At 39.9% G+C, this 20197-nt stretch carries 16 protein-coding genes and 1 pseudogene; 7 read left to right on the top strand and 10 right to left on the bottom strand.

Annotation, left to right across the window (positions count from 1 at the left end):
* On the bottom strand, positions 1 to 219 hold a 219-nt coding region (locus P20652_RS17225; RefSeq protein WP_033016952.1), incomplete at its 3' end, for a hypothetical protein.
* A gap of 96 nt (positions 220 to 315) precedes the next feature.
* Complete coding sequence (locus tag P20652_RS15930) at positions 316 to 1188, bottom strand: polysaccharide lyase family 7 protein (RefSeq protein ID WP_008165740.1); 873 nt, start codon at positions 1186 to 1188, stop codon at positions 316 to 318.
* 585 nt (positions 1189 to 1773) lie between these two features.
* Here P20652_RS15930 and P20652_RS15925 point away from each other — a divergent pair.
* From P20652_RS15925 to P20652_RS15895, 7 genes are all read left to right on the top strand, one after another.
* Positions 1774 to 2121 (top strand): DUF2282 domain-containing protein, encoded by a 348-nt coding sequence (locus P20652_RS15925; protein ID WP_008165743.1) that lies wholly within the window; start codon positions 1774 to 1776, stop codon positions 2119 to 2121.
* Entirely contained in the window at positions 2111 to 3034 is a 924-nt protein-coding gene (locus P20652_RS15920) for a DUF692 domain-containing protein (RefSeq protein ID WP_008165745.1), read from the top strand. The genes P20652_RS15925 and P20652_RS15920 overlap by 11 nt, the downstream gene beginning before the upstream one ends.
* Entirely contained in the window at positions 3034 to 3861 is an 828-nt protein-coding gene (locus tag P20652_RS15915) for a DNA-binding domain-containing protein (RefSeq protein WP_008165748.1), read from the top strand. The genes P20652_RS15920 and P20652_RS15915 overlap by 1 nt, the downstream gene beginning before the upstream one ends.
* 26 nt (positions 3862 to 3887) lie before the next feature.
* Positions 3888 to 4436, top strand: coding sequence for a DoxX family protein (locus tag P20652_RS15910; RefSeq protein WP_008165750.1), 549 nt, complete (start codon positions 3888 to 3890; stop codon positions 4434 to 4436).
* 182 nt (positions 4437 to 4618) lie between these two features.
* The gene (locus P20652_RS15905; RefSeq protein ID WP_008165753.1) at positions 4619 to 5857 is read left to right on the top strand and encodes a sodium:proton antiporter; all 1239 of its coding nucleotides are present in this window, start codon (positions 4619 to 4621) and stop codon (positions 5855 to 5857) included.
* A 104-nt stretch (positions 5858 to 5961) separates the two neighbouring features.
* Positions 5962 to 6333 (top strand): DUF3703 domain-containing protein, encoded by a 372-nt coding sequence (locus tag P20652_RS15900; RefSeq protein WP_008165755.1) that lies wholly within the window; start codon positions 5962 to 5964, stop codon positions 6331 to 6333.
* Between the two features lie 172 nt (positions 6334 to 6505).
* Positions 6506 to 7978 (top strand): S41 family peptidase, encoded by a 1473-nt coding sequence (locus P20652_RS15895; protein ID WP_008165756.1) that lies wholly within the window; start codon positions 6506 to 6508, stop codon positions 7976 to 7978.
* 50 nt (positions 7979 to 8028) lie between these two features.
* Here the strand turns inward: P20652_RS15895 and P20652_RS15890 are convergent, their stop codons facing one another.
* The 8 genes and pseudogenes from P20652_RS15890 to P20652_RS15860 form a co-directional block, all read right to left on the bottom strand.
* A complete protein-coding gene (locus tag P20652_RS15890; RefSeq protein WP_008165758.1) occupies positions 8029 to 10968 on the bottom strand; it encodes a TonB-dependent receptor in 2940 nt (979 codons plus the stop codon).
* A gap of 65 nt (positions 10969 to 11033) precedes the next feature.
* Positions 11034 to 13694: pseudogene (locus tag P20652_RS17230) on the bottom strand (family 16 glycosylhydrolase).
* 421 nt (positions 13695 to 14115) lie between these two features.
* Positions 14116 to 14907: a sterol desaturase family protein gene (locus P20652_RS15885; protein WP_008165763.1), complete on the bottom strand. Its 792-nt coding sequence runs from the start codon at positions 14905 to 14907 to the stop codon at positions 14116 to 14118.
* Positions 14900 to 15580, bottom strand: a complete 681-nt coding sequence (locus P20652_RS15880) for a CDP-alcohol phosphatidyltransferase family protein (protein WP_008165765.1) — start codon at positions 15578 to 15580, stop codon at positions 14900 to 14902. Before P20652_RS15880 ends, P20652_RS15885 begins: the two co-directional genes overlap by 8 nt.
* A 32-nt stretch (positions 15581 to 15612) precedes the next feature.
* On the bottom strand, positions 15613 to 16251 hold the full coding sequence (locus P20652_RS15875) for an ATP-binding cassette domain-containing protein (RefSeq protein WP_008165767.1): 639 nt from the start codon (positions 16249 to 16251) through the stop codon (positions 15613 to 15615).
* 39 nt (positions 16252 to 16290) lie between these two features.
* Positions 16291 to 18060: an ABC transporter permease gene (locus P20652_RS15870; protein ID WP_008165769.1), complete on the bottom strand. Its 1770-nt coding sequence runs from the start codon at positions 18058 to 18060 to the stop codon at positions 16291 to 16293.
* Entirely contained in the window at positions 18057 to 19391 is a 1335-nt protein-coding gene (locus P20652_RS15865) for an ABC transporter substrate-binding protein (RefSeq protein ID WP_008165770.1), read from the bottom strand. Before P20652_RS15865 ends, P20652_RS15870 begins: the two co-directional genes overlap by 4 nt.
* Positions 19378 to 20196, bottom strand: a complete 819-nt coding sequence (locus P20652_RS15860) for a DUF547 domain-containing protein (RefSeq protein ID WP_008165772.1) — start codon at positions 20194 to 20196, stop codon at positions 19378 to 19380. Before P20652_RS15860 ends, P20652_RS15865 begins: the two co-directional genes overlap by 14 nt.
* Between the last annotated feature and the right edge of the window lies 1 nt (position 20197).

Genomic DNA, 20197 nt, shown 5'->3' on the forward strand with positions numbered 1-20197 from the left:
CCTCTTGTTTTTAGCGATCACTTGAATGTCTAATTTTTCGTTATAGCTATACTTGATTTGCTGTTCATTATTTACTTCAAATGACTCAACGTCCCCATTATGTGAGTCGAGTAGATCGAGTAAGGCTGTAGAATAACCACACAAAAATGCGAAGCCCATCAAAATTAATGTCGCCGATTTGCTTTGCCATTTTATTGTTTTTATTGTGTTTATTGTCATGGTCGTTCTTTTTTAGTTTAATATTATTAATGATTTATTTATGTAAAGTGAACTATAAAGCTCGTCACACATGACGAGCTAGTTAATTATTAAAATTTAATAGAACTTTAAATTTTTTGTCGCTACTTTAGCGTTTCCTGCTGAATTAATATAAACACCCGTTTTAAGGTATAGTTTTTTATCTTTCCAGTCTGAGTTGTTTCTTAAATCAATAGCGCTTCCTGTTTTCACTTCTGTTCTATTTCCATCGCCGTCCTCATCGTAAATATCTATACGAGGCAAGTTAATATAAGAATTGTTAACTTTTAATCTTAGTTTTCCATTGAACAGACCAAGTCTATAAGTTTTAAATGTTTCGTCATAATTACCTACATAAATATGTGTAAAACAATCAGTTCCGGAGCAGTTCATGGTTCTTCGAAGTGAAAGGTAAATTCCTTCAGGCGATTTGTTATAAGCGTCTTTTTGTTCACCTGCTGCTGCCCACTTAAGTGCAGCTAATGGACCTTTTTGCCCGCTTTCATCTACGTGTACTTGCGCGAAGATCGCTTTTTCTAGGTTTGATGATTTAGAAACAAATTTTGAATTAATTCGGATATAGCGGCTTGATGAAGTATTTTCGCTAATTTTAAACTCGCGTTCTTCACGGAGTTCTGATCTGTTACTCTCGCCTGATTCATAAAAGTAGATAACAGAACCATCTGATGTTGTATAGAAGTGATCATTTTTAGAACTGCTATTTTTTATTGTACTTTGTGTATAGCAAGTTGTAGAACTTGGACCAACCTGTAACTTTGCTTTTCGCACTTCAGTGCGCTGATTGCCTGAAACGTTTCCTGGTGCGTAAGAGCCACTAGGTGCATTACCACTGTAGTTACAAGATGCTATCGCATTACTTGGTGAAAAGCTTAATAAAGCAATAGTTACAGCAGAAGCTTTAATTATTGGTGTTATATACGTTTGTTGCATTGTGTTTTTCCATATAAAAATAGTAAGCCTTTTAAAAGTTCATTTAGACCTATAAGTTAATTGGTTTTAAAATTGGTAAGGTTTTAGTGTAAAACCTTACTGTCCAATATGTTATTTTATATTTACAATTTAGCAATCTTTATTTTACATTTATTTTTTATGCTATTGATTAATTGTTTTAATTTAGCATCCGTAAGTTCATTTAATGGTTAGCCAATTTGCCAAAGGATATGAAGATTAACAAACTTCAATCATCACACTACGAGGATCACACTACAAGGTTGATTGTTAGCTATGAATGGATTAAGTATTGTTGTACTTAGTGTTTGTTACGTTTTCTTTTTTAGATTGGAAATCATTTTATTCACATGTTAATCCTTTGTGTTTTCAGCGATTACTATTTTTTTACAAGTGTGTTTTATATTTATATTTAATTATTTGAAATTTCTTTTAACGAGTTGGGGTCTATTAAATTGAAAAAACGGTGATACCACTTATCCTTATTGTACTTGTTTATGCAAATGTGGATGTTTGTTAACAACCCACGATAAAACAAGAAAAAATATTTTAATCAGGAGCATACAAATGAAAAAAGTAAATTTAACTACGGCTTTATTAATTGGCGCATCAGCAGCAGTATTAAGTGCAGGCGCAGTAGCTGGTCCTAACAGCCAGTTAACCGTTGCAGAAGGTGCTTCAGCAAAAGTACAAGAGCAATTTAAAGGCTGGGTAGCTGGTGATAAAGTTCGCGGTCGTAAAGATAAATGTTTTGGTATTGCTTTAGCGGGTGAAAATGATTGTAAAGCAGGTGCAGGAACGAGTTGTGAAGGCACTTCAACGACAGACTTCCAAGCTAACGCATGGACATATGCACCTAAAGGCGTATGTGAATCAGTTGTAACTCCTAATGGTAAAGGCTCGCTTGAAGGTTAATAAAGCAGGTTTTCCCCAGTACATTGTTGCTGGGGAGCAATTAGGCGCAGGTCTTAGTTTAAAGCCAGAACATCTTGACGACATTTTAGCTTTACCAGTAGAACAGCTAGTTACAAATAATAATCTTTGGTTTGAAGTGCATACAGAAAATTATTTTGTAGCAGGTGGACCTCGGTTAAATTATTTGAGAGCTGTACGTGAAAATTTTGATATTAGTTTTCATGGTGTGGGTGGTTCACTAGGTTCTGATCATAAATCCATGCTTGCTCATACTAAACGAGTTAAAGCGTTAATTGATGAATTTCAACCAGCACTGGTATCTGAACATGCAGTGTGGTCTAAGTCTGACGGAAAATATTTTGCAGACTTAATGCCTTTACCTCGCACCCAAGATGCACTTGAGTCTTTAATTAATGGGATTGATTGTTACCAGACGGGCATAGGTCGGTCAATTTTAGTTGAAAATCCAAGTAACTATTTAGATTTTATAAGTGATATGGATGAACCTCAGTTTTTAGTTGAGGCAGCTAAGCGCTCTGGTTGTGGCTTATTAATCGATATTAATAACTTATACATCAGTAGTAAAAACACGGGTATTGATGCGCTTGATTATTTAAAGCAGATCCCGGCTGAGCTTGTTGGAGAAATTCATATTGCAGGGCACGATCCGGACCCCGCTCTTGGTCAGTCACTATTGATAGACAGCCATGCAGCACCGGTGGCAACGCCTGTATGGGATTTGTTAGCACAAGCAATTGAGATATTTGGTCAGCGACCAGTACTTGTTGAGCGAGATGCTAATATTCCATCGTTTACAGAGCTTATGAGCGAGCGAGAAACTGCGCAAAGCTATTTGAATCAAAGTGAGTTAGAAAGTCGCTTAAATATATCTCACAAAGAAGTGGTTCGCTAATGAGTACCAATCAATATATTGATGCTTTTACTCGTTATTTACGAACGGGCGATCCGAGTGCAATGAAGCATTTTTGCGAAAATCCATCACATATTAAAAGACTAGCTGTATATCGAAACGGGTTTTATAAAGGCTGCGTTGATGCATTAATAGCTAACTTTCCTATGTGTGAAAAAAAAGTGGGTAGTGAGAACTTTCGAAAAATGGCACGACTTTATGTTGACCGTTTTCCGCCAGAGCAGGGCACTTTGGTCGGATATGGATTAAGTTTTCCAGACTTTATTGCACGCTTGATTAAAGATAGTGAATTTGAAAATAAGCATATTTTTGAAGTCACTGTAAATCAGCAAAGTGCATCTGATTTATATATGAACTTAGTTGATATTGCGCATTTAGATTACGCGTGGCTAATGAGTTTGATGAGCGCTGATTCAATTGAAGCCCTAACTATAGAGCATATTACTCAACTAATGGAACAAGGTATTGAGCTTACCGAGCTTAATGTAAAGCTTAGCCCCAGCGTACAATTACTTAGTGTGAATGGTTCTGCTTTTTTTGAATGGATTTCACTAAAAACAAATAATTACGGCGTTGATCAAGCAAAATCCCCTACAGACGATTTTGTTATGTTATGGCGCTTGCAAGGTGCGGTGCAAGCCCGTTCCCTTTGCTCTGCTGAAGTTAAACTTATGCAGGCTCTACAAGGTACAGGTAGGTCGTTGGGTGACGCTTTTGATGCAGCAGTAACAGTAGATGAAAACTTTGAAGTGAGCGAAGCTTTTACAGCATGCTTGCAAAATGAGTTATTAGAAATCCAAATCAATTAGTACATATTACAAGAGTAGGAATAAATATGGGCATGGTAAAAAAAATACAACAACTGTACGTGCAGATGGGAGAGCAGTTATCGCGGTTCTTAGAGCCCATAGCGCTGTTTTCTCTTCGCTTTATGGTCGCTAAAGTATTCCTCGACTCGGGGTTGAGCAAATGGGATGGCTTTTTACAATTTAATGTTGATAAATACGACCTATTTAAATATGAATTTTTCTGTCCTGATCCTGTTAGAGAAGGAGCCTTGCAGCTTTGTGATCCAAAAACATTAGATTATGTTGATGGCTCATTTCTTGTAAAAGCAATTGAAACGCTTGCTGTGGTTGCTGGTGTTGTTGAAGTGTTACTCCCAGTATTACTGATTATCGGTTTGTTTTCTCGCTTTGCAGCGTTAGGCCTTATTGGTATGACACTGTTTATTCAGCTTGCAGTTTTTCCAACACTCGATCATTGGATTAATCCTGCATCGTGGTGGGCTGTTTCATTATTAGTAATTTTTGCTCGTGGACCTGGCTTTTTATCTATTGATAAGTTGCTTGGTTTAGACGCAAAACGTGCAGCAGCTAAATAAGCTTTTGCATATTAAAAGTTAAACGTAACCGGCAGGGTAATGTTATTTAGGTGCCGGTTATTATTTTAGATTAAGTAAACGAATACAAATTAACTCAATAAATTGTGCTGATTTAATATAACTAACCCCAGCCCTGATATTTTCTAATAAAAATACTAAGCCACGCCTAATAGGATCTCCCAATGGAAATAGGATTACTCATTCTTCTTTTTTCAGTTAGTGCTTACTCTATGCTAGCAAAAAAGCTGTCCACAACCATTATTACCGCACCAATGGTATTTTTAGGTATTGGTTTTGCTGTTTCTCAACTTGGGCTTATTAGTATTGGAGACGCACATGAAACCGTGTATTTAATAGCAGAAATATCGCTAGTTGTATTATTATTTTTAGATGCTTCACAAATAAACCTACGTAGATTAAAAAGGCAAAATACGTGGCCTTTAAGAATGCTATTGATAGGTTTGCCGTTGAGTATTTTGATTGGTACAGGCTTTGCTTATTTGTTTTTTCCACAGTGGCCTTGGGCAATGCTAGCCCTAGTTGCGGCAATTTTAGCACCGACTGATGCAGCTTTAGGTCAAGCGGTTGTTAGCAATGAGAGCGTACCTTTAAACGAGCGACAAAGTTTATCAGTTGAGAGCGGTTTAAATGACGGACTGGCATTACCTATCATTTTATTTTTTGCCAGTATAGTTGCTATGGAAACCGGTTCTCAAGAAAATGAAATGTCATGGTTAGTGTTTGGATTTAGCCAAATATTTATAGGTATTTTGGTTGGCGCATTTATGGGGTTCTTGAGCGGACGTTTATTTTTATATACTGAGTCAAAAAAAATATCATCGACTATATATGAAGGCATTGGTGTTTTAGCATTAACGGGTACATCATACCTAATGGCAAGTTTACTGGGCGGAAATGGATTTATATCAGCGTTTGTTGCAGGTTTAGCCTTTGGTAATATTGTAAAAGGGCATTGCCGATTTATTTACCAATTTACTGAAAGTGAAGGGCAAATATTAATATGGACTTCGTTTGTTATTATTGGACTTGGCTTACTTCCTTCAGCTATTGAGCATTTAACCCTCCCTGTTGTTGGTTATATTTTAGTGAGTATATTTATTGTACGACCTCTTGCTATTTACCTATCGTTAATTGGCACTAAAGCTAAAGTATTAACAAAAGTGTTTATGGGGTTCTTTGGACCTCGAGGTCTTGCCACAGCGCTTTTTGCACTTATTATTTCTAAAGATATTTTAGGCCAGTACGGTCACTCGGTTTTAATTGTTGCGATTAACGCTGTATGGATGAGTACTTTAATACACGGTATTGCAGCAGCACCTATGGCTAATTGGTACGGCGCTAAAATTAAAGTGTTAAAGATTAAATCAAGAGAGCTCGCAAAACTAAAAAAGCAAAAGTAGCAATTGAACCAAAATAGGAACTCGGTTATTGTTTGAGTATTCATAAACATAGGTTATAAACGAGTTGCTTTAAATACTCGTTATACACTTACAAGGATAGAAGTATGTTTAGTCAATTCACTAAAAATATAAAACCATATGTAAATGCCGAATTAGATTTAGCTCATTTAGCTAATAAAAATGGCAAGTTTATAGAGGCATTTGAGCATTTAGAAAATGCTCATGTACTCGGTCAAGAATCTACTTATTTTCATGTTAAAGTGCATATATTGATGTTTTGCTGGGCGTTTAAGCAAAACGATTTACGTGAGCTTTTAGGACAAATATTTCGTATTGTTGGAGCTGCTACCAAAACTGCGTTTGGATTAATTCCCAGCGGTAACACAGGCGGGGCAAACGTCAGCCCCTTTAAAGCTATGCCTATCTCTGCTGAGTATTCAGATTATATTGCACGCGCTAAATCAGATGTACAATAAAAATAATTTATTACTGATTAGTGTGTAGTACTTCATTTTTAGCGAAAACACGTTACTCGACTAATTTTTTTAAAACGCTTCAGTTAGCTAACTAGTTCTTAATTATAAATAAAAGTAAACTTTGTACTATTGTCAGCTTATATTTAAAAAGCTAATAATTAAATGGATTTTTATGACTATAAAAACAAAAATAACCAATCATGTATTGCTCTGCGCTTTACTACTATCACCAATTATAAATGCTGCACAAGAGCCCATGCTACCTACTACACCTGAGCAGTGGCGCAGCATAACAGAGCGCGATATTAACGCGGCTTATAGTATTACTGCACATAATCACCCTGGTATGTTTGATGTTAATAACCCAACTTTTCCTGATTTATTAAAACAAGCAAAAGCAGAGGCGCTTGCACTCTCGGCTCAAGCGAGTGGGCCGCAGGTTCATGTTGCGTCAATTGCACGTTTTAGTACTGTGTTACAAGATGGTCATGCTGGTGCGTTTTCAAGCGTAGATAGACCCACGCGCCGCTGGCCGGGCTTTAGAGCTGTATGGCGAGGTGATGCGCTAAAAGTGTATTACAGCGAAACCAGCAATATTAGTAAAGGTGATGTTGTAAGCCAATGTGATGGGCAAAGCACTGATACCTTAATGCGCAAGAGAATATTTGAGTTTCATGGTGAAGTTGCACAACCTGGGCATTGGTGGCAGCAAGGTTGGCGGTTACTAATTGACGAGGGCAATCCATTTTTAACTCCCCTAAAAGCATGCGAATTTGTTAAAGCCAATGGCGATACCTATACACACGTATTAAATTGGTCAGTAAAGCCTAAGTCAGCAAGCAAGCATTTAGAAAATGCTTATAACGGTGATGAACTCCCCATTGATTTAACGTGGCCTGAAAAAAACATTGGTTGGATTGCTATGCCTAGCTTTTCATCAACCGATAAACAAACTGCTGCCTACAATAAAGTGTTTGAAAAAATACAACAGCAACGTAGCAAGTTACTTACTGCAAAAGCCGTGGTATTAGATTTGCGCCATAACCAAGGCGGCTCATCTTACTGGAGCTCACAAATAGCCAAAGAATTATGGGGCAAAAAAGTAGTAGAACAAAAAACAGCTGGTACTACTCAAAACGAGCAAGTGTGGTGGAGAGCTTCAAAAGATAATACTGACTTTGTAGAGTCTTTACTAGAGGTCGTAAAGGATCAGCCTGAACTACTGAAAATCGTAAAAAATGTAGCAGCGGGTATGGCTTTATCACTTAAAAGTGGTGCTCCATTTTATGTAGAGCAAGAGACTAATACGCTAAATAACATACCACAAAAGCCTTTAGTTAGTGACTTTAAAACTAAGGTGTTTGTTATAGTGCCGCCGCAGTGCGCCAGTGCTTGTTTAGATGCACTTGATAAGTTTAAGCTTTTTGAAAATACAACGTTATTTGGTGCACCAAGTAGTGCTGATTCTATGTATATGGAGGTGCGTTTAGCTGATTTACCTTCAGGCTTAGGCAAAGTGATTGTACCTAACAAAGTATACGTAAACAGAGCGCGAGGGGCAGGGGCTTACTACAAGCCGGACGTTGCGTATAACGGCATTGATTGGACAACTAATGTGTTGCTTGAGCAAATAAAAACGCTATAAAAAAGCCGCTTGTTATAACAAGCGGCTTGATCTTCTAACTAGGAAATAGTTTAGAACGTGTAACGAGCACCAATTGAGTAACGAGGACCGTATTGATTAGCAAATAAGAACTGCTCTTCGTAACGTCCGTAACCTTCTTCGGTTGCATTGTTTAAGTTTATGCCATCAAAAAATACCGTTACGTTTTCGTTTACATCGTAGTTAACGCTCATATCCCATTGGCCATACGCTTTAGCATATTGCGGAGGCGCATCAGCTGAACCTTGCGCTTGGCCTACACCAATTAGGTATGAGTCGCGCCATGCGTAAGTAATTTTAACTGATAGGCCGTCTTTTTCGTAAAAGCCTTGGAAGTTAGCTGAGTCACTTAAGCCTGTAAGCGGTGCTTGTTGATCAAGGCTTTCGCTATCAAATTCTACGTCGCCATCTACAAATGTTGCGTTAACACCAATACCAAAACCGGTTTCACCAATTAGATGTTGAACTGCAACTTCAAAACCATCTACCGATTTACTGTCGGTGTTTTGTGGCTGGCTAATATTCCATGTAATTAGCGGATCGTCGCTGTTTGGTTCAATAACGCCATTTGCATTGCCGTAACCGCTGGCAATCATTTGTGCAAAAATAGCATCGGTTGTTGCTTGTTCGCCACGTGATTCAATTTCACTTACGGCTTGTAAATAACGAGGGCCGTTTAAAATGTCGTGTAAGCCATCAATAGTGATTTGCGTAATGGTGGTTTGAATAAAGTTATCAACATCTTTTTTAAAGTAACCAACAGATGCGTAGCTGCCTTCTGCGTAGTAATACTCAAGTGATAAATCAAGGTTTGTTGATTCAAACGGTAATAAGTTTGTATTACCTTGGCCACCTGTACGAGAACCTGGTTTTGGGCTGCCTGTTAAACTACGACCACCGGCTAGATTACCTAGTGGTGCACGCGACATTGTTTTACCCCAAGATACGCGGGCTACTACGTCTTCAGTTAAATCAACACTTACGTCGATTGAAGGCAGTAAAACATCGTAATCACCTTGTTGCTCTAAGAAGTTATCATCGCCGCCAGCAGCGTATTGCATGATCCACTCTGAAGCGCTGATCCAATTAACTTGATCTTCAACGCGTTGGCGCACAGTACTGGTTACGTCTGTTTGCTCATAGCGTAGGCCTGCATTTACTTTTACGTAGTAGTTACTTACGTCAAATTCCCAGCTTGATTGAACATAAAAGCTATCAGTGATTTCTTCTACGTAGCTCTCGCTATCTATTCCGTCTGCGTATGCATTAGCTGTATATGCATCGCCACCCGTTACATCAGCCGTTAAATAAGCAATTTGGCGCGCAACAGCTTCGTCAAAGTCATAGGTATAGTAGTAACCAGGTTGTAAGTCGCTGCCGCCGCCATCAAACTGATCTAAAAGGCCTGATGTATCGTTGCGGGTAAACATACTATCTGGGAATATTTCTGTATACGATGGGTTAAAGCCTGGACCACCTACTAAACCACTCCACGCGGTGTAACCACCGGTGTTTTGTTCTGTACGTGATGCGCCAAATTTAACTTTAACTAAACCAATGTCATAACTTTCGTTATACCATGTCGTATGCAGTTGTAATTGTTCAATGTTTGATTCACCAGGTGAATGAATAAACTGACTAAAGTTTGAATCAATTTCGCCAGGCGTTAATTCACTTGTGCCATTTAACCAATTAACTTGTGCACTGGGTACTTCGCCCGTACGGTAATCATAAATTTTATTAGCTAGCTGATCAGAACCTAAAATTACTTGACCGGCACTTCCCAGCCCACTGTCGGCGCCGTTATCAGTTTCGTTTTTAGAGTCGTGGTAATCAAGCTCTACGTGCCACGTGTCGCTAATTTCCCAATCTAAGTTTAAACCAATAGAACGCGCTTTTACTTCTGAAGTGCCTTTATTAGCTGTGAATGACGCATCATTACCGCTAATATCAGCATAAACAGCTGTGCCATTTTCATCTAATTCGTAGCCATTAAGATTGCTACCAAAGTCGTTCCAAATACCCCAACCAATACTCTGAGAACCTGTTACAGCTTTACTTGCTGTGTAATCAAGTGTTGCTACAAAGCCATCTACTGGTGCAAACTGAAAAGTAACTTGTCCGTTTGTACGTTCACGTTCTACATCTTCAACAGAGTAGTTCATGTCTTTAGGGAAGTAGTAGTTACCTGCAGGGTTTGTACGGTTATCAACTACGTTGCTGCTATCTAAATCAGGTAAGTCTACATTTGCCTGCCAGCCTTGGATATTGGCACTTTGTTTTTGAAAGTCACGCTCTTGGTGTGAAAATGAAAAACCAAAACCAAAAGTGTCATCTGCAAAGGTATTGCTGTAAACAGTAGAGAACTCTGGTGTTACGTCATCGCCAGCTTCGTTCGACGAGTCGTGATTTGCTTTAACGGTTGCTGAAAAATTTTGACCCGGCTTTTGAAAAGGGCGCGCAGTAGAAATATTAACTGTTGCACCTAAACCACCGCTTGGCACGTCTGCACGAGCTGTTTTAAATACTTCAAGGGCACTTACGCCTTCAGAGGCGATGTTTTCAAGGTTATACGAACGTGTATAACCTGTGCCCGGCATTTGGCGACCATTTAAGGTAATTAAGTTAAACTCAGGACCAAAACCACGTACTGTAATCTGGCTACCTTCACCGTTTGCACGGCTTACCGATACACCGGTAATACGCTGTAATGACTCCGCTAAGTTAGTGTCTGGGAATTTACCCATTTCTTCAGATGAAATGGCATCTACAATGCCAGAAGAGTCGCGTTTCATATCCATAGAACGAATAAGTGAACCACGAATACCTTTTACTTCAATAATTTCTACGTCAGGCTTTGCTGATATGTCTGCTTCTGCTTCTGCAGCGATAGCTGTATTTAATGTGCTCGCAGCAATGATGAGAGACACAGAAGCCGCAAGTCGACTCTTTTTAAAATTGAATGTGTTCATAATAGCTCTGCTTTATAAAATGTTGTTGTGTAGCAATAGGCGCTAAGCGCCTATTGCTGTGTGTTTTATGGATTTGCAATAATCACGTTGTCTATACGGTAAAGTGCGCCATCGCCCATGTCCCAGCTAGGAAAAACCATAATTACGTTTAATGCGCTAATGTCTAAGCCGGCATCAAATAATTGCTGAAGAGGGAAGGTGTATGTTTGCCATTCGCCCGTTACAGGTACTTGGCCTTCAACACTGCTTGATAAAGCAAGCTCTACGGCACTCGATGTACCAATTGATTCAATTTTAAATAGCCATTGTGCGTCAATATCTGAAGGGGCTGATACAACTTTCATATCAAATTGAACTACACCATTTTCAAGTATTGCAGAGGCATCGAACGATACGTCTTCATCGGCTATAAAGCCCATTACTGTCGCTGTAGAACCAATGCTAAACTGTGCTACTGCGCCATGCGCGTCATCATCGGTTTCTGTTGTTGGTGTAGAGCCACCACAACAATCCCAGATACTCCATTGCTCGGCTGCTGCATCTTTAAATACAGTAAGCTCACCCGTTGTAGCTGGTGCTGCATTTGGATTATAAATTTTAACGTTATCTACACGGTAAACAGAACCTTCACCTGCACCCCATGCTGGAAAAATCATCAGTACATCAATAGTGCTAACATCTAAGCCTGCAGCTGCAAGATCAGAGAGCTTAAACGTATATGTTTGCCATTCGCCAGTAACTGGCGCTACGCCTTCAACACTTGCCGTTAGTTCAAGCTCTACTGCTGAGTCGCCGCCATTTGATTCAACTTTAAATAACCACGGTGTTGCTGGGTCGCTCGGTGCAGACGTTACTTTTAAATCAAACTGAATAACACCTTCGTCTAAAATGCTGCTAGCATCAAATGACTCACCTGCGCCATTGGCATCAGTGCGGCTGTTAAAGCCCATTACAGTAGGTTCTGCACCAATGCTAAACTCTGCGGTTAAACCATGTTCTTCATCATCCATAGCTTCAACAGGCGTTGAACCACCACAACAATCCCACATTGGCCATGCTAGATTTTGCTCATTTTCAAAAATAGTAAGCTCAGGTGATACGCCTAAGTTATCTTGAGTGATCTCAACATCGTCGATTAAATAAACAGCGCCTTCACCTGCGCCCCATGTTGGAAAAACCATGATCACATCAATGGCGCTAATATCTAAACCTGCAGCATCTAAATCTTTTAGTAAGAATGTATAAGTTTGCCATTGCCCAACAACAGGGCTTACGCCTTCAATACTATCTGTAATCGGCATTTCTACTGCGCTAGAACCTTCATTACTTTCAAGTTTTACAAGCCAAGCTGCATCAGCAGTACCTGGTGCATTTGTTACTTTCATTTTAAAGCGAACGTAACCTTCATCCAGCATTGGAGATGCATCAAACGGGCTGGCTTTTCCTGCTTCGTCAGTAATAAAAATTTCACGGCTAATGAAGCCCATTACAGTAGGCTCTGCACCTACTACAAATTCAACTACATTACCTAGGGTTTCATCTGCAACAATAGCGGGAGTAGAACCTCCACAACAATCCCATGCAGGCCAATTTGGGTTAAATGATTCACCAAAAATAGTTAGTGGTGTTGCAATGCCCGTAGAAGGTGGGCTAGGAATAGGTGCATCACCTTCAAGTAATGCATCGTCTAAGCTATTGTAACCAGGGCGAATAGTTTCACAGCCTTTACCTGTTTCAGGGTTTGATGCACATTGATAAACACGTACGTAATCAATAGCAAAGGTTTGGCCGTTTTCAAATGCGCTAGCATCTATACCTAAATCATTTACGTTTTCAGGCCAGTCGCCGCCTACTGCTAGGTTTAGCAATAAGTGAAAGTCTTTATCAAATGGCGCGCTATCCCAATGTGTTGTAAGTTCGCCAGAACCTTGTTCAAAGTATTCTGCAAACTAACCGCGATGTTTTAGGCCTACAGCCTCGCCACTTGCATTAGTACGAACTTCAGATTGACGCTGAGTTGCATAAAGATAACCGTCAACGTACCAGCGAATTTCACCTTCTTGCCATTCAACAGCATACGTGTGGAAATCATCTGCCGGATTAGTATTTTCAGGGAATTTATATTCTTGTCCAGTAGAGCTGTTATCTGGCCACGCACGTCCGTAATGAAGTGTGCCGTGAATACTCGACTCTATTCCGCCGTCTTCATCTGGTGTTTTAAGGTTTACTGATTCTAAAACATCTATTTCACCAGAACGAGGCCAAGTGCCGTAAACTTCATCAGTTGGCAGCATCCAAAATGCTGGCCAGCTACCTTGTCCTGATGGAAGCTTAGCGCGCACTTCAAAGCGACCATATGTAAAGTCAGCGTTGTAGCGCGTATTTAAACGTGCTGAAGTGTACGGTTTTTCTGCACCTTCTTCAGCGGGTAGGGCAACAATGTTTAACACACCGTCTGCAATAAATGCATTTTGCTCGCTGTCGGTGTAACACTGTTTCTCGTTGTTACCACCGCCATTGCAGTTTAATTCATAGTTCCATTTATTTGTATCAATGGCTGAGCCTTCAAACTCGTCGCTCCAAACCATTTGCCAATCTGATACTGGCTCAGAGGCATCTACATTTTTAAAATTTGATTTAGTGGCAGAGTCGCCACCACAGCCAGCTAACGTAACTAAAGAGATAGCGGCAAGTAAACGTGTAATGTGCGTTGTTTCAATGTTCATAACTGAACCCCGGTTTCAACAGATTATTGTCAGATTAATTGTTTTTTTGAGCTTTGTTTTTCATGCTGTAAGCGCTTACATTTTAGATTGTGTTTTGTAAGCGCTTACAAATGATATTGTGGAGTACGCAAATGGTCAACATATTTGTGTATTTTATTTACAATTAGTTTACGGTAAGACCAGTTTACCAATTTGGATGGGTGTGTAAATTATCATTTAAAATAGAGGGTTATACTATTTATGTTTTTTAATAAGAGCTAGATTAGAATACTTCTTTACAACAAAAAGTAGAAAAGGACTTAACAATTAAAAGATTAGTACAGATATATTTATAGTATTTAAAGAGTATTTTGTTTATACCAATCTACATAACAGCAATTTTAAGTCGATTGGTATTGTATGGGACGAAATATATTTGTTTTTACTTGTTTTTAAAAGGCATTGAAAGTAATCCCCAAAGCGATGCATTTTGCTTTTGGTTGGGGTATTCTTTTAAGCCAATATTTATATCTGCGTCGGTTTTTTTTGCTTTATCTTTGTAGCTACCAAATAGTTTATCCCACCAAATTACACTAAAACCATAGTTTGAGTTAGTTTCGCTAACCACTTGGCTATGGTGAATTCGATGCAATATTTGCGTCATTAATATTAAACGCAGTGGTTTTTCAATGGCATTAGGTAAGCGTATATTTGCATGGTTAAATAATGCTAAGCCATTAAGTGCTATTTCAAAAATAAGTACCGCAATAGCAGGTACGCCAAGAGCAGTTACTGCAATGAGTTTTATAAGTATACTCAGCACAATTTCGATAGGGTGAAATCGAAGACCTGTGCTGGTGTCTACATGGGCATCGGCATGATGTACGCGGTGCAAGCGCCATAAAATAGGTACCTGATGAAATAATCTATGCTGCCAATAAATTAATATATCGAGTAAAAGTATGCTCAATATAATAATTAAACTGCTTGGTAGGGCTATTTGATTAAATAAGCCAATGCCGTGCTCTTGGTTGTAAAGTGCTACAGCGGTTAACCCAATAGGGACCACTAAGCGCGCAATAACTGATGATGCAAACACTAACCCAAAGTTAGCAAACCAGCGTGTGCTGCTTTTAATGGGTGATTGTCGTGCTGGTTTTTGCCATTCAAGCAGCATCATTATAATTAAAATGCTAAAAAAGCAGCCGAGTCGCCACCATATTTCATTATTCATTTATTACCTCAGAATTTGCACTGCTAAGCGAGTCTTCAGCTGCTTTGTTAGCATCCGCTTCTTGTTGCTTAAGCGTGTGATAACCGCCATGTATACGGGTAAAAATGGTTATGCCACACGCAATAGCAAAAATGCTCGCCATAACCGCAAAGTGCTGCGGCCAAATACAAAATGCAATAAATAGCGCTATTGTTTCAGTGCCTTCGGTTAAGCCATTTAAGTAGTAAAAGCTTTTGTATTTAAACTGCGGTTTTTCGAGTTTAAATTTTTCGGCGGCAATCGCAAAAGCTAAAAAGCTGGAGCCTGTGCCAATAAAAGTAGCAAGTAATATCGAGCCCGCTATCGCGTTTTGCTCAGGGGTTGCCAAAATAAAGCCAAGCGGAATAGCCGCGTAAAATAAAAAGTCGAGTGTGATATCTAAAAATCCACCCGCGCTTGAACTTTGGTTTGCATAGCGTGCTAATGCGCCATCAAGTCCATCTAAAATTCGATTTAAAGCAATGGCAACTAATGCGCCGTACCACATTTCAAACGCCAGTAATGGCACGGCTAATAAGCCAACTAAAAAGCCTACCACGGTGAGCTGATCGGCGGTTATGCCGCGTTTATGCATAATCATAACCACAGGTGTTAAAAGTGGCTTAATTACAGGGGTGATAAATTTGTCTAGCATGTTTTTTGCCTTATGCGTATTAAAGCTATGTATTAAAGTGCGCTACTTAAAGTAATGAGTTTGCCATTTGCAGCGTCGGCATCGCTATGGTCATGAGTAACCATAATTGCAGGTAGCTTATGATCGCGTATTTGGCTAAACACGAGTTCGCGTGTATCAACACGCAGTTGGGTGTCGAGTTTGCTAAAGGGTTCGTCGAGTAAAATGGCTTTAGGTTCGCTCAGCAGCATACGTAATAATGCAACACGGGCTTGCTGCCCGCCCGATAAGTTATCGGGGTGACGATTACCCATATCTTTAAGACCGACTTGCTCAAGGGCGTGTTCTATTTTTTCAAGGCGTTGTTTTTTATTACCTTTGGGCATTGCAAAGGCAATGTTACCAGCAACAGTTAAATGCGAAAACAATAAAGCGTCTTGATAAAGCACTCCAATATGGCGCAAGTGTGGAGGGGTGTTATCGATATTTTGACCATTAAGCCACACTTCACCATTGGCCTTAAAGCTACTTGGTAAAGTACCCGTAAGCCAATTTAATAAGCTTGATTTACCACTGCCTGATGGGCCCATAATAGTCAGAATTTCACCGCCATTAACTTGCTCGTTTAAGCTAAGTAACAGCTCATTTTGGCGATAAAGCTGACAATTTTTAATCTGTAACGATGACTGCATTAAAAAACCTTAACCCTGATAGTGTTAAACATGGGTGCTTTAAATATGTGCATGTTTAAACACGTGCACTTTTGAAAAATATTTAGGTAAACCCCATGCCAGTATAAATCCAATAAGCGGCAACGCCATTTGCATAATAGCGTACACGGCACTGGTGCGTCTGCTTGCGCCATTGGCAAGCGTAACGGCTTCGGTTGTTATTGTGGCTATGCGCCCGCCGCCAGCTAAAAGCGTGGGGAGGTATTGTCCAAAACTAATAGCTAAGCCCAGTGCGGCTGCAATTAAAATAGGGGCAAACAACTGAGGTAGTTTTACTTTAAAAAACACCTTGCATGGTGCTGCGCCTAGGCTTGCTGCAACATGAGAAAAACGAGGATCTAAGCGCCTATAACTGCTCGCAAGTGACAAAAACACATAAGGCAACACAAACAGTAAATGCGTAAGTACTACATTAAAAAATGCAGCTTGGTTATTTACCAACTGTTGTATCCATACTAGCCCAAACAAAAAGGCAATACTGGGTACTAATAACGGTAAGTAAATAATTAAACTGGTAAAACGAGAAATAGGTTTGTCACTTAACTGCTCTGATTCTAAACACAATAAAGTAAGAATAATGGCAAATAGTGTGGTTACTAAACCGATTGCTAGCGTATTAAAAAGCGGGCTGCCCATTTGCATTAGCGCACTTTTAAAATGCAGTAGCGTAAATTGCTCAGGCATTGCATCTGGAAAACGCCAAAAACCTGCAACCGACCACATAACTAAACCAATAAGTGACAACAGTATAAAGCTAATTACTAATGTGGTGAGTACGACCGTTATTTTTTGCCAATAAAATCCGCCGTATTCGCGCACTCCATTAGTGAGAGAGTCGCTAAATAGCACTTTTACGGCCTTTTCTGCGCCAAGCCAAAGGGCTAATAACCCGCCTGTAACAGCCAGTTGTAATAAAGCACCTGCTGAGGCTTTAATACGCAGATTTAAATCAACATCGTTAAACCAATGCATTATTGCAACGGCTAACGTGGGTGGTGTATTTGGGCCTAATATAAGAGGCATTTCTACACTTGCGCTTGCATAGGCAAGCACTGCTAAAAGCGGCAAGCGCAGTAGCGGATAAAGGCTTGGGAGTATTACTTTAAAAAAAGCAGTCATTGGGCAGTAACCCAAATTAAGCGCGACTTTGTGTTGTTGGCGTAACTTTTTGCCAAGCTCAGGTTGCGCCAATACGCCCAGTGCCATTAATAACAAGAAAGGAAGTTCTTTAAGTGTTAAGCCTAAAATTATACTAATACCGAACGAATCATGCGGAAACATGCCGTTTGGTGCAAGATCCCAACCGCTCAACCAAGGTGATATTAAGCGCGAAATCATACCTGAAGGGGCAATTAAAAACCCCACCGCAATAGCCGCTGCGGCATGAGGTATCACTAATATAGGGCTCAATAAACGCTGAATTCGGTTAAGCCACGGGCTATTAAAAAACGCAGCTAAAATCATTAAGGTAATGATAAATGCAAGCAAAGTACTTATTAAGCCCGTTGCAACGCTTAAGGTAACCATTTGAGTAAGGCCAGGTGTTTGCCAAAGGGCATTAAAACCTTGCAAGCTAAATGTAGTTTGCTCAAGTACGGGCGCATAACCAAAGGCAGGCAGCAAGACGCTAATTAAGCCACCAAGTACGGGTAGTATAAGTAAAGCGAGTAAAAATCGCGGGCTAAATTTTACAATGCGCGTAAACATATCGGTGCTGCACTGCGTTGTTGCTTTGGTATTTACTGGTACACTTTTAGAAATAACGCTCATTGGCTTACTCCATAACGGGTTTGCCAACCTTGCATAATGGCATTTACCCAGCTTGGATGAGATTCACTCAATGTGCGTTTAATACCGTTTAAAGGCAGTGCACTTGGATGCGGTTTAGCTGTTTTAAATAAGGCTTGTTGATCAGGCGTTAACGTTGATTGAATAAGTACGCTTTTATCGCCCCATATATGCGCTTTTTGCTTTTGAGCTTGCGCTTCAGGGCTGAGTAAAAAATTAGCCACTAATTGCGCACTTTGCTGGTGGCTTGCATTGTAAGGGATTGCCACAAAATGGGTATTACTTAAACTGCCATCACTCATTGCGTAACTGCGAATGCTGTTTGGTAAATCATAGCGTTTTACAGCCGCTGGTACTTCAGGTGCTGAAAAAGTAAAGGCTAAACTCAACTCTGTATCGTCCACAAGGCGGCGCATTTGAGCACCACTTTGCATAAAATAAGTGCCACCACGCCAAAGTGTTGGGTGTAGTTTATCTAAAAAGTCCCACAGTGGGCTTAACACTAGCGCTGTGTTTTTAGTTGTAGCTGATTGGTTTAGCTGCGCTTTAATATTTTCGCTGCTTTGCTGATGCAGTACAACTAAGGCGTATTTTAAAAAGCTCATACCTAAAAAGTCAGGCGGCTTTGGGTAACTAAAGCGACCAGGGTTTTGTGCGCTCCAGTTTAACAATTCGTTTAATGTCGTCGGCAATTTATTGTTTGCATTACCATTTATTGCAATGCTGTCGTAATAAAACGTAAGTGACGCTTGCCCCCATGGAGCCTCCATCCCATTGGTAGGTAAACCAAAATCAAAGGTTACAGCAGGGTTATTAGCCGGATCGGTTAATGCAAAGTAGGGGAGTTTATTTGCCCATTGCTTTAAAAGCAGAGAGTGCTCACTCATGGTGGCAAAGTTAGCTCCGTTGATCCACATTAAATCTACGCTGCCTTGGTTGTTATTGTTTGCTGATTTTTCGGCAAGTACACGGCTTACGGCTTCGCTGGTATCGCTTAATTTTACATGGACTAAGTTAATGTTGTACTTAGTTTTAACTTGCTGCGCTGCCCATTGAATATAAGCATTTATTTGCGCGTCGCCGCCCCATGCATAAAAGTATACATCTTGATTGCTACCAAGAGCTTGAACTTGCTGCCAGCGAGATTGTTGTTGTGTGTTTATTACTAAATTACTTTTACTATTTGAGCTAATAACGGGATTAGCAAACGCAGTGCTCGAAAAAACAGCTAAATTTGCGATTGTACAAACGCAAAACGCGACACAGCAAAAGCTGTATCGCGCCTGTGTTTGCCAAAACTTAATGGCGAACATTTAAATCCCAGTTGTAGTCTAAAAATTTAACTTTCATGTCATCATTTTTAAGTGCTTTTTGCTGAGCGGGTATTAGTTTAAGTGCGTCGCTGTATTGCAGGAAAAACTGCTGTAGCGTGTTTGCACCTCTAAAACCTTTTTCAAAGTCATCGCCGTACCATTTAAATATTGAAGACACGCTTAGCGTATTTTCTTGAGCCATATTGCGTGTCATATCTGATAAAAAGCGCACTGTTTGCTCTTGCAGTTGGCTCTCTAAATCAGTGGCTGTATACGCTTCTTCTCGAAGCGCTGGGCAACCAATACTTGCGCAATTTACTGCAAAGTGAATACGTGGGTCGTTGTATTTACCGCTGCCACGTATTAAACCATGCTCTATATCATCAAGGCTGCGAGTTTTGCCAAGTAATGGCACAAACTCTTTACTCCATGGTGAGCTAAAAAAGCTCCCTAAGTCTTTAATTGACTTAATATCAGGGTACTTAGTCAATATAAGTTCAACAGTCCACGCATTATAAGCATTGATTAAAAAAGCGAGTTGCTTAGGCTTTTCCCATGCGTCAAATTCGCTTTGCGTTACAGCCGTTAACGAATCTAAATACGTTTTTAGCTGTGCATGCTCACGTTTTATGGCAGCGTAATCAACCTCTGTGCTGTGATTATGGTTAATAGCGACAACATGCTTATTTAACAATGTATTCCAGCTATCGTGCATGTTTTGGGCTTGGGCCGAGACTGACGTTACAAACGATGTTACAACTAAAGCCGAACCAAGTAGTAATGCTTTTAGAGGTGTTTTAAACATA

Origin of the sequence: Pseudoalteromonas sp. BSi20652, from assembly GCF_000239855.1 — a bacterium.
GTDB lineage: Bacteria > Pseudomonadota > Gammaproteobacteria > Enterobacterales > Alteromonadaceae > Pseudoalteromonas.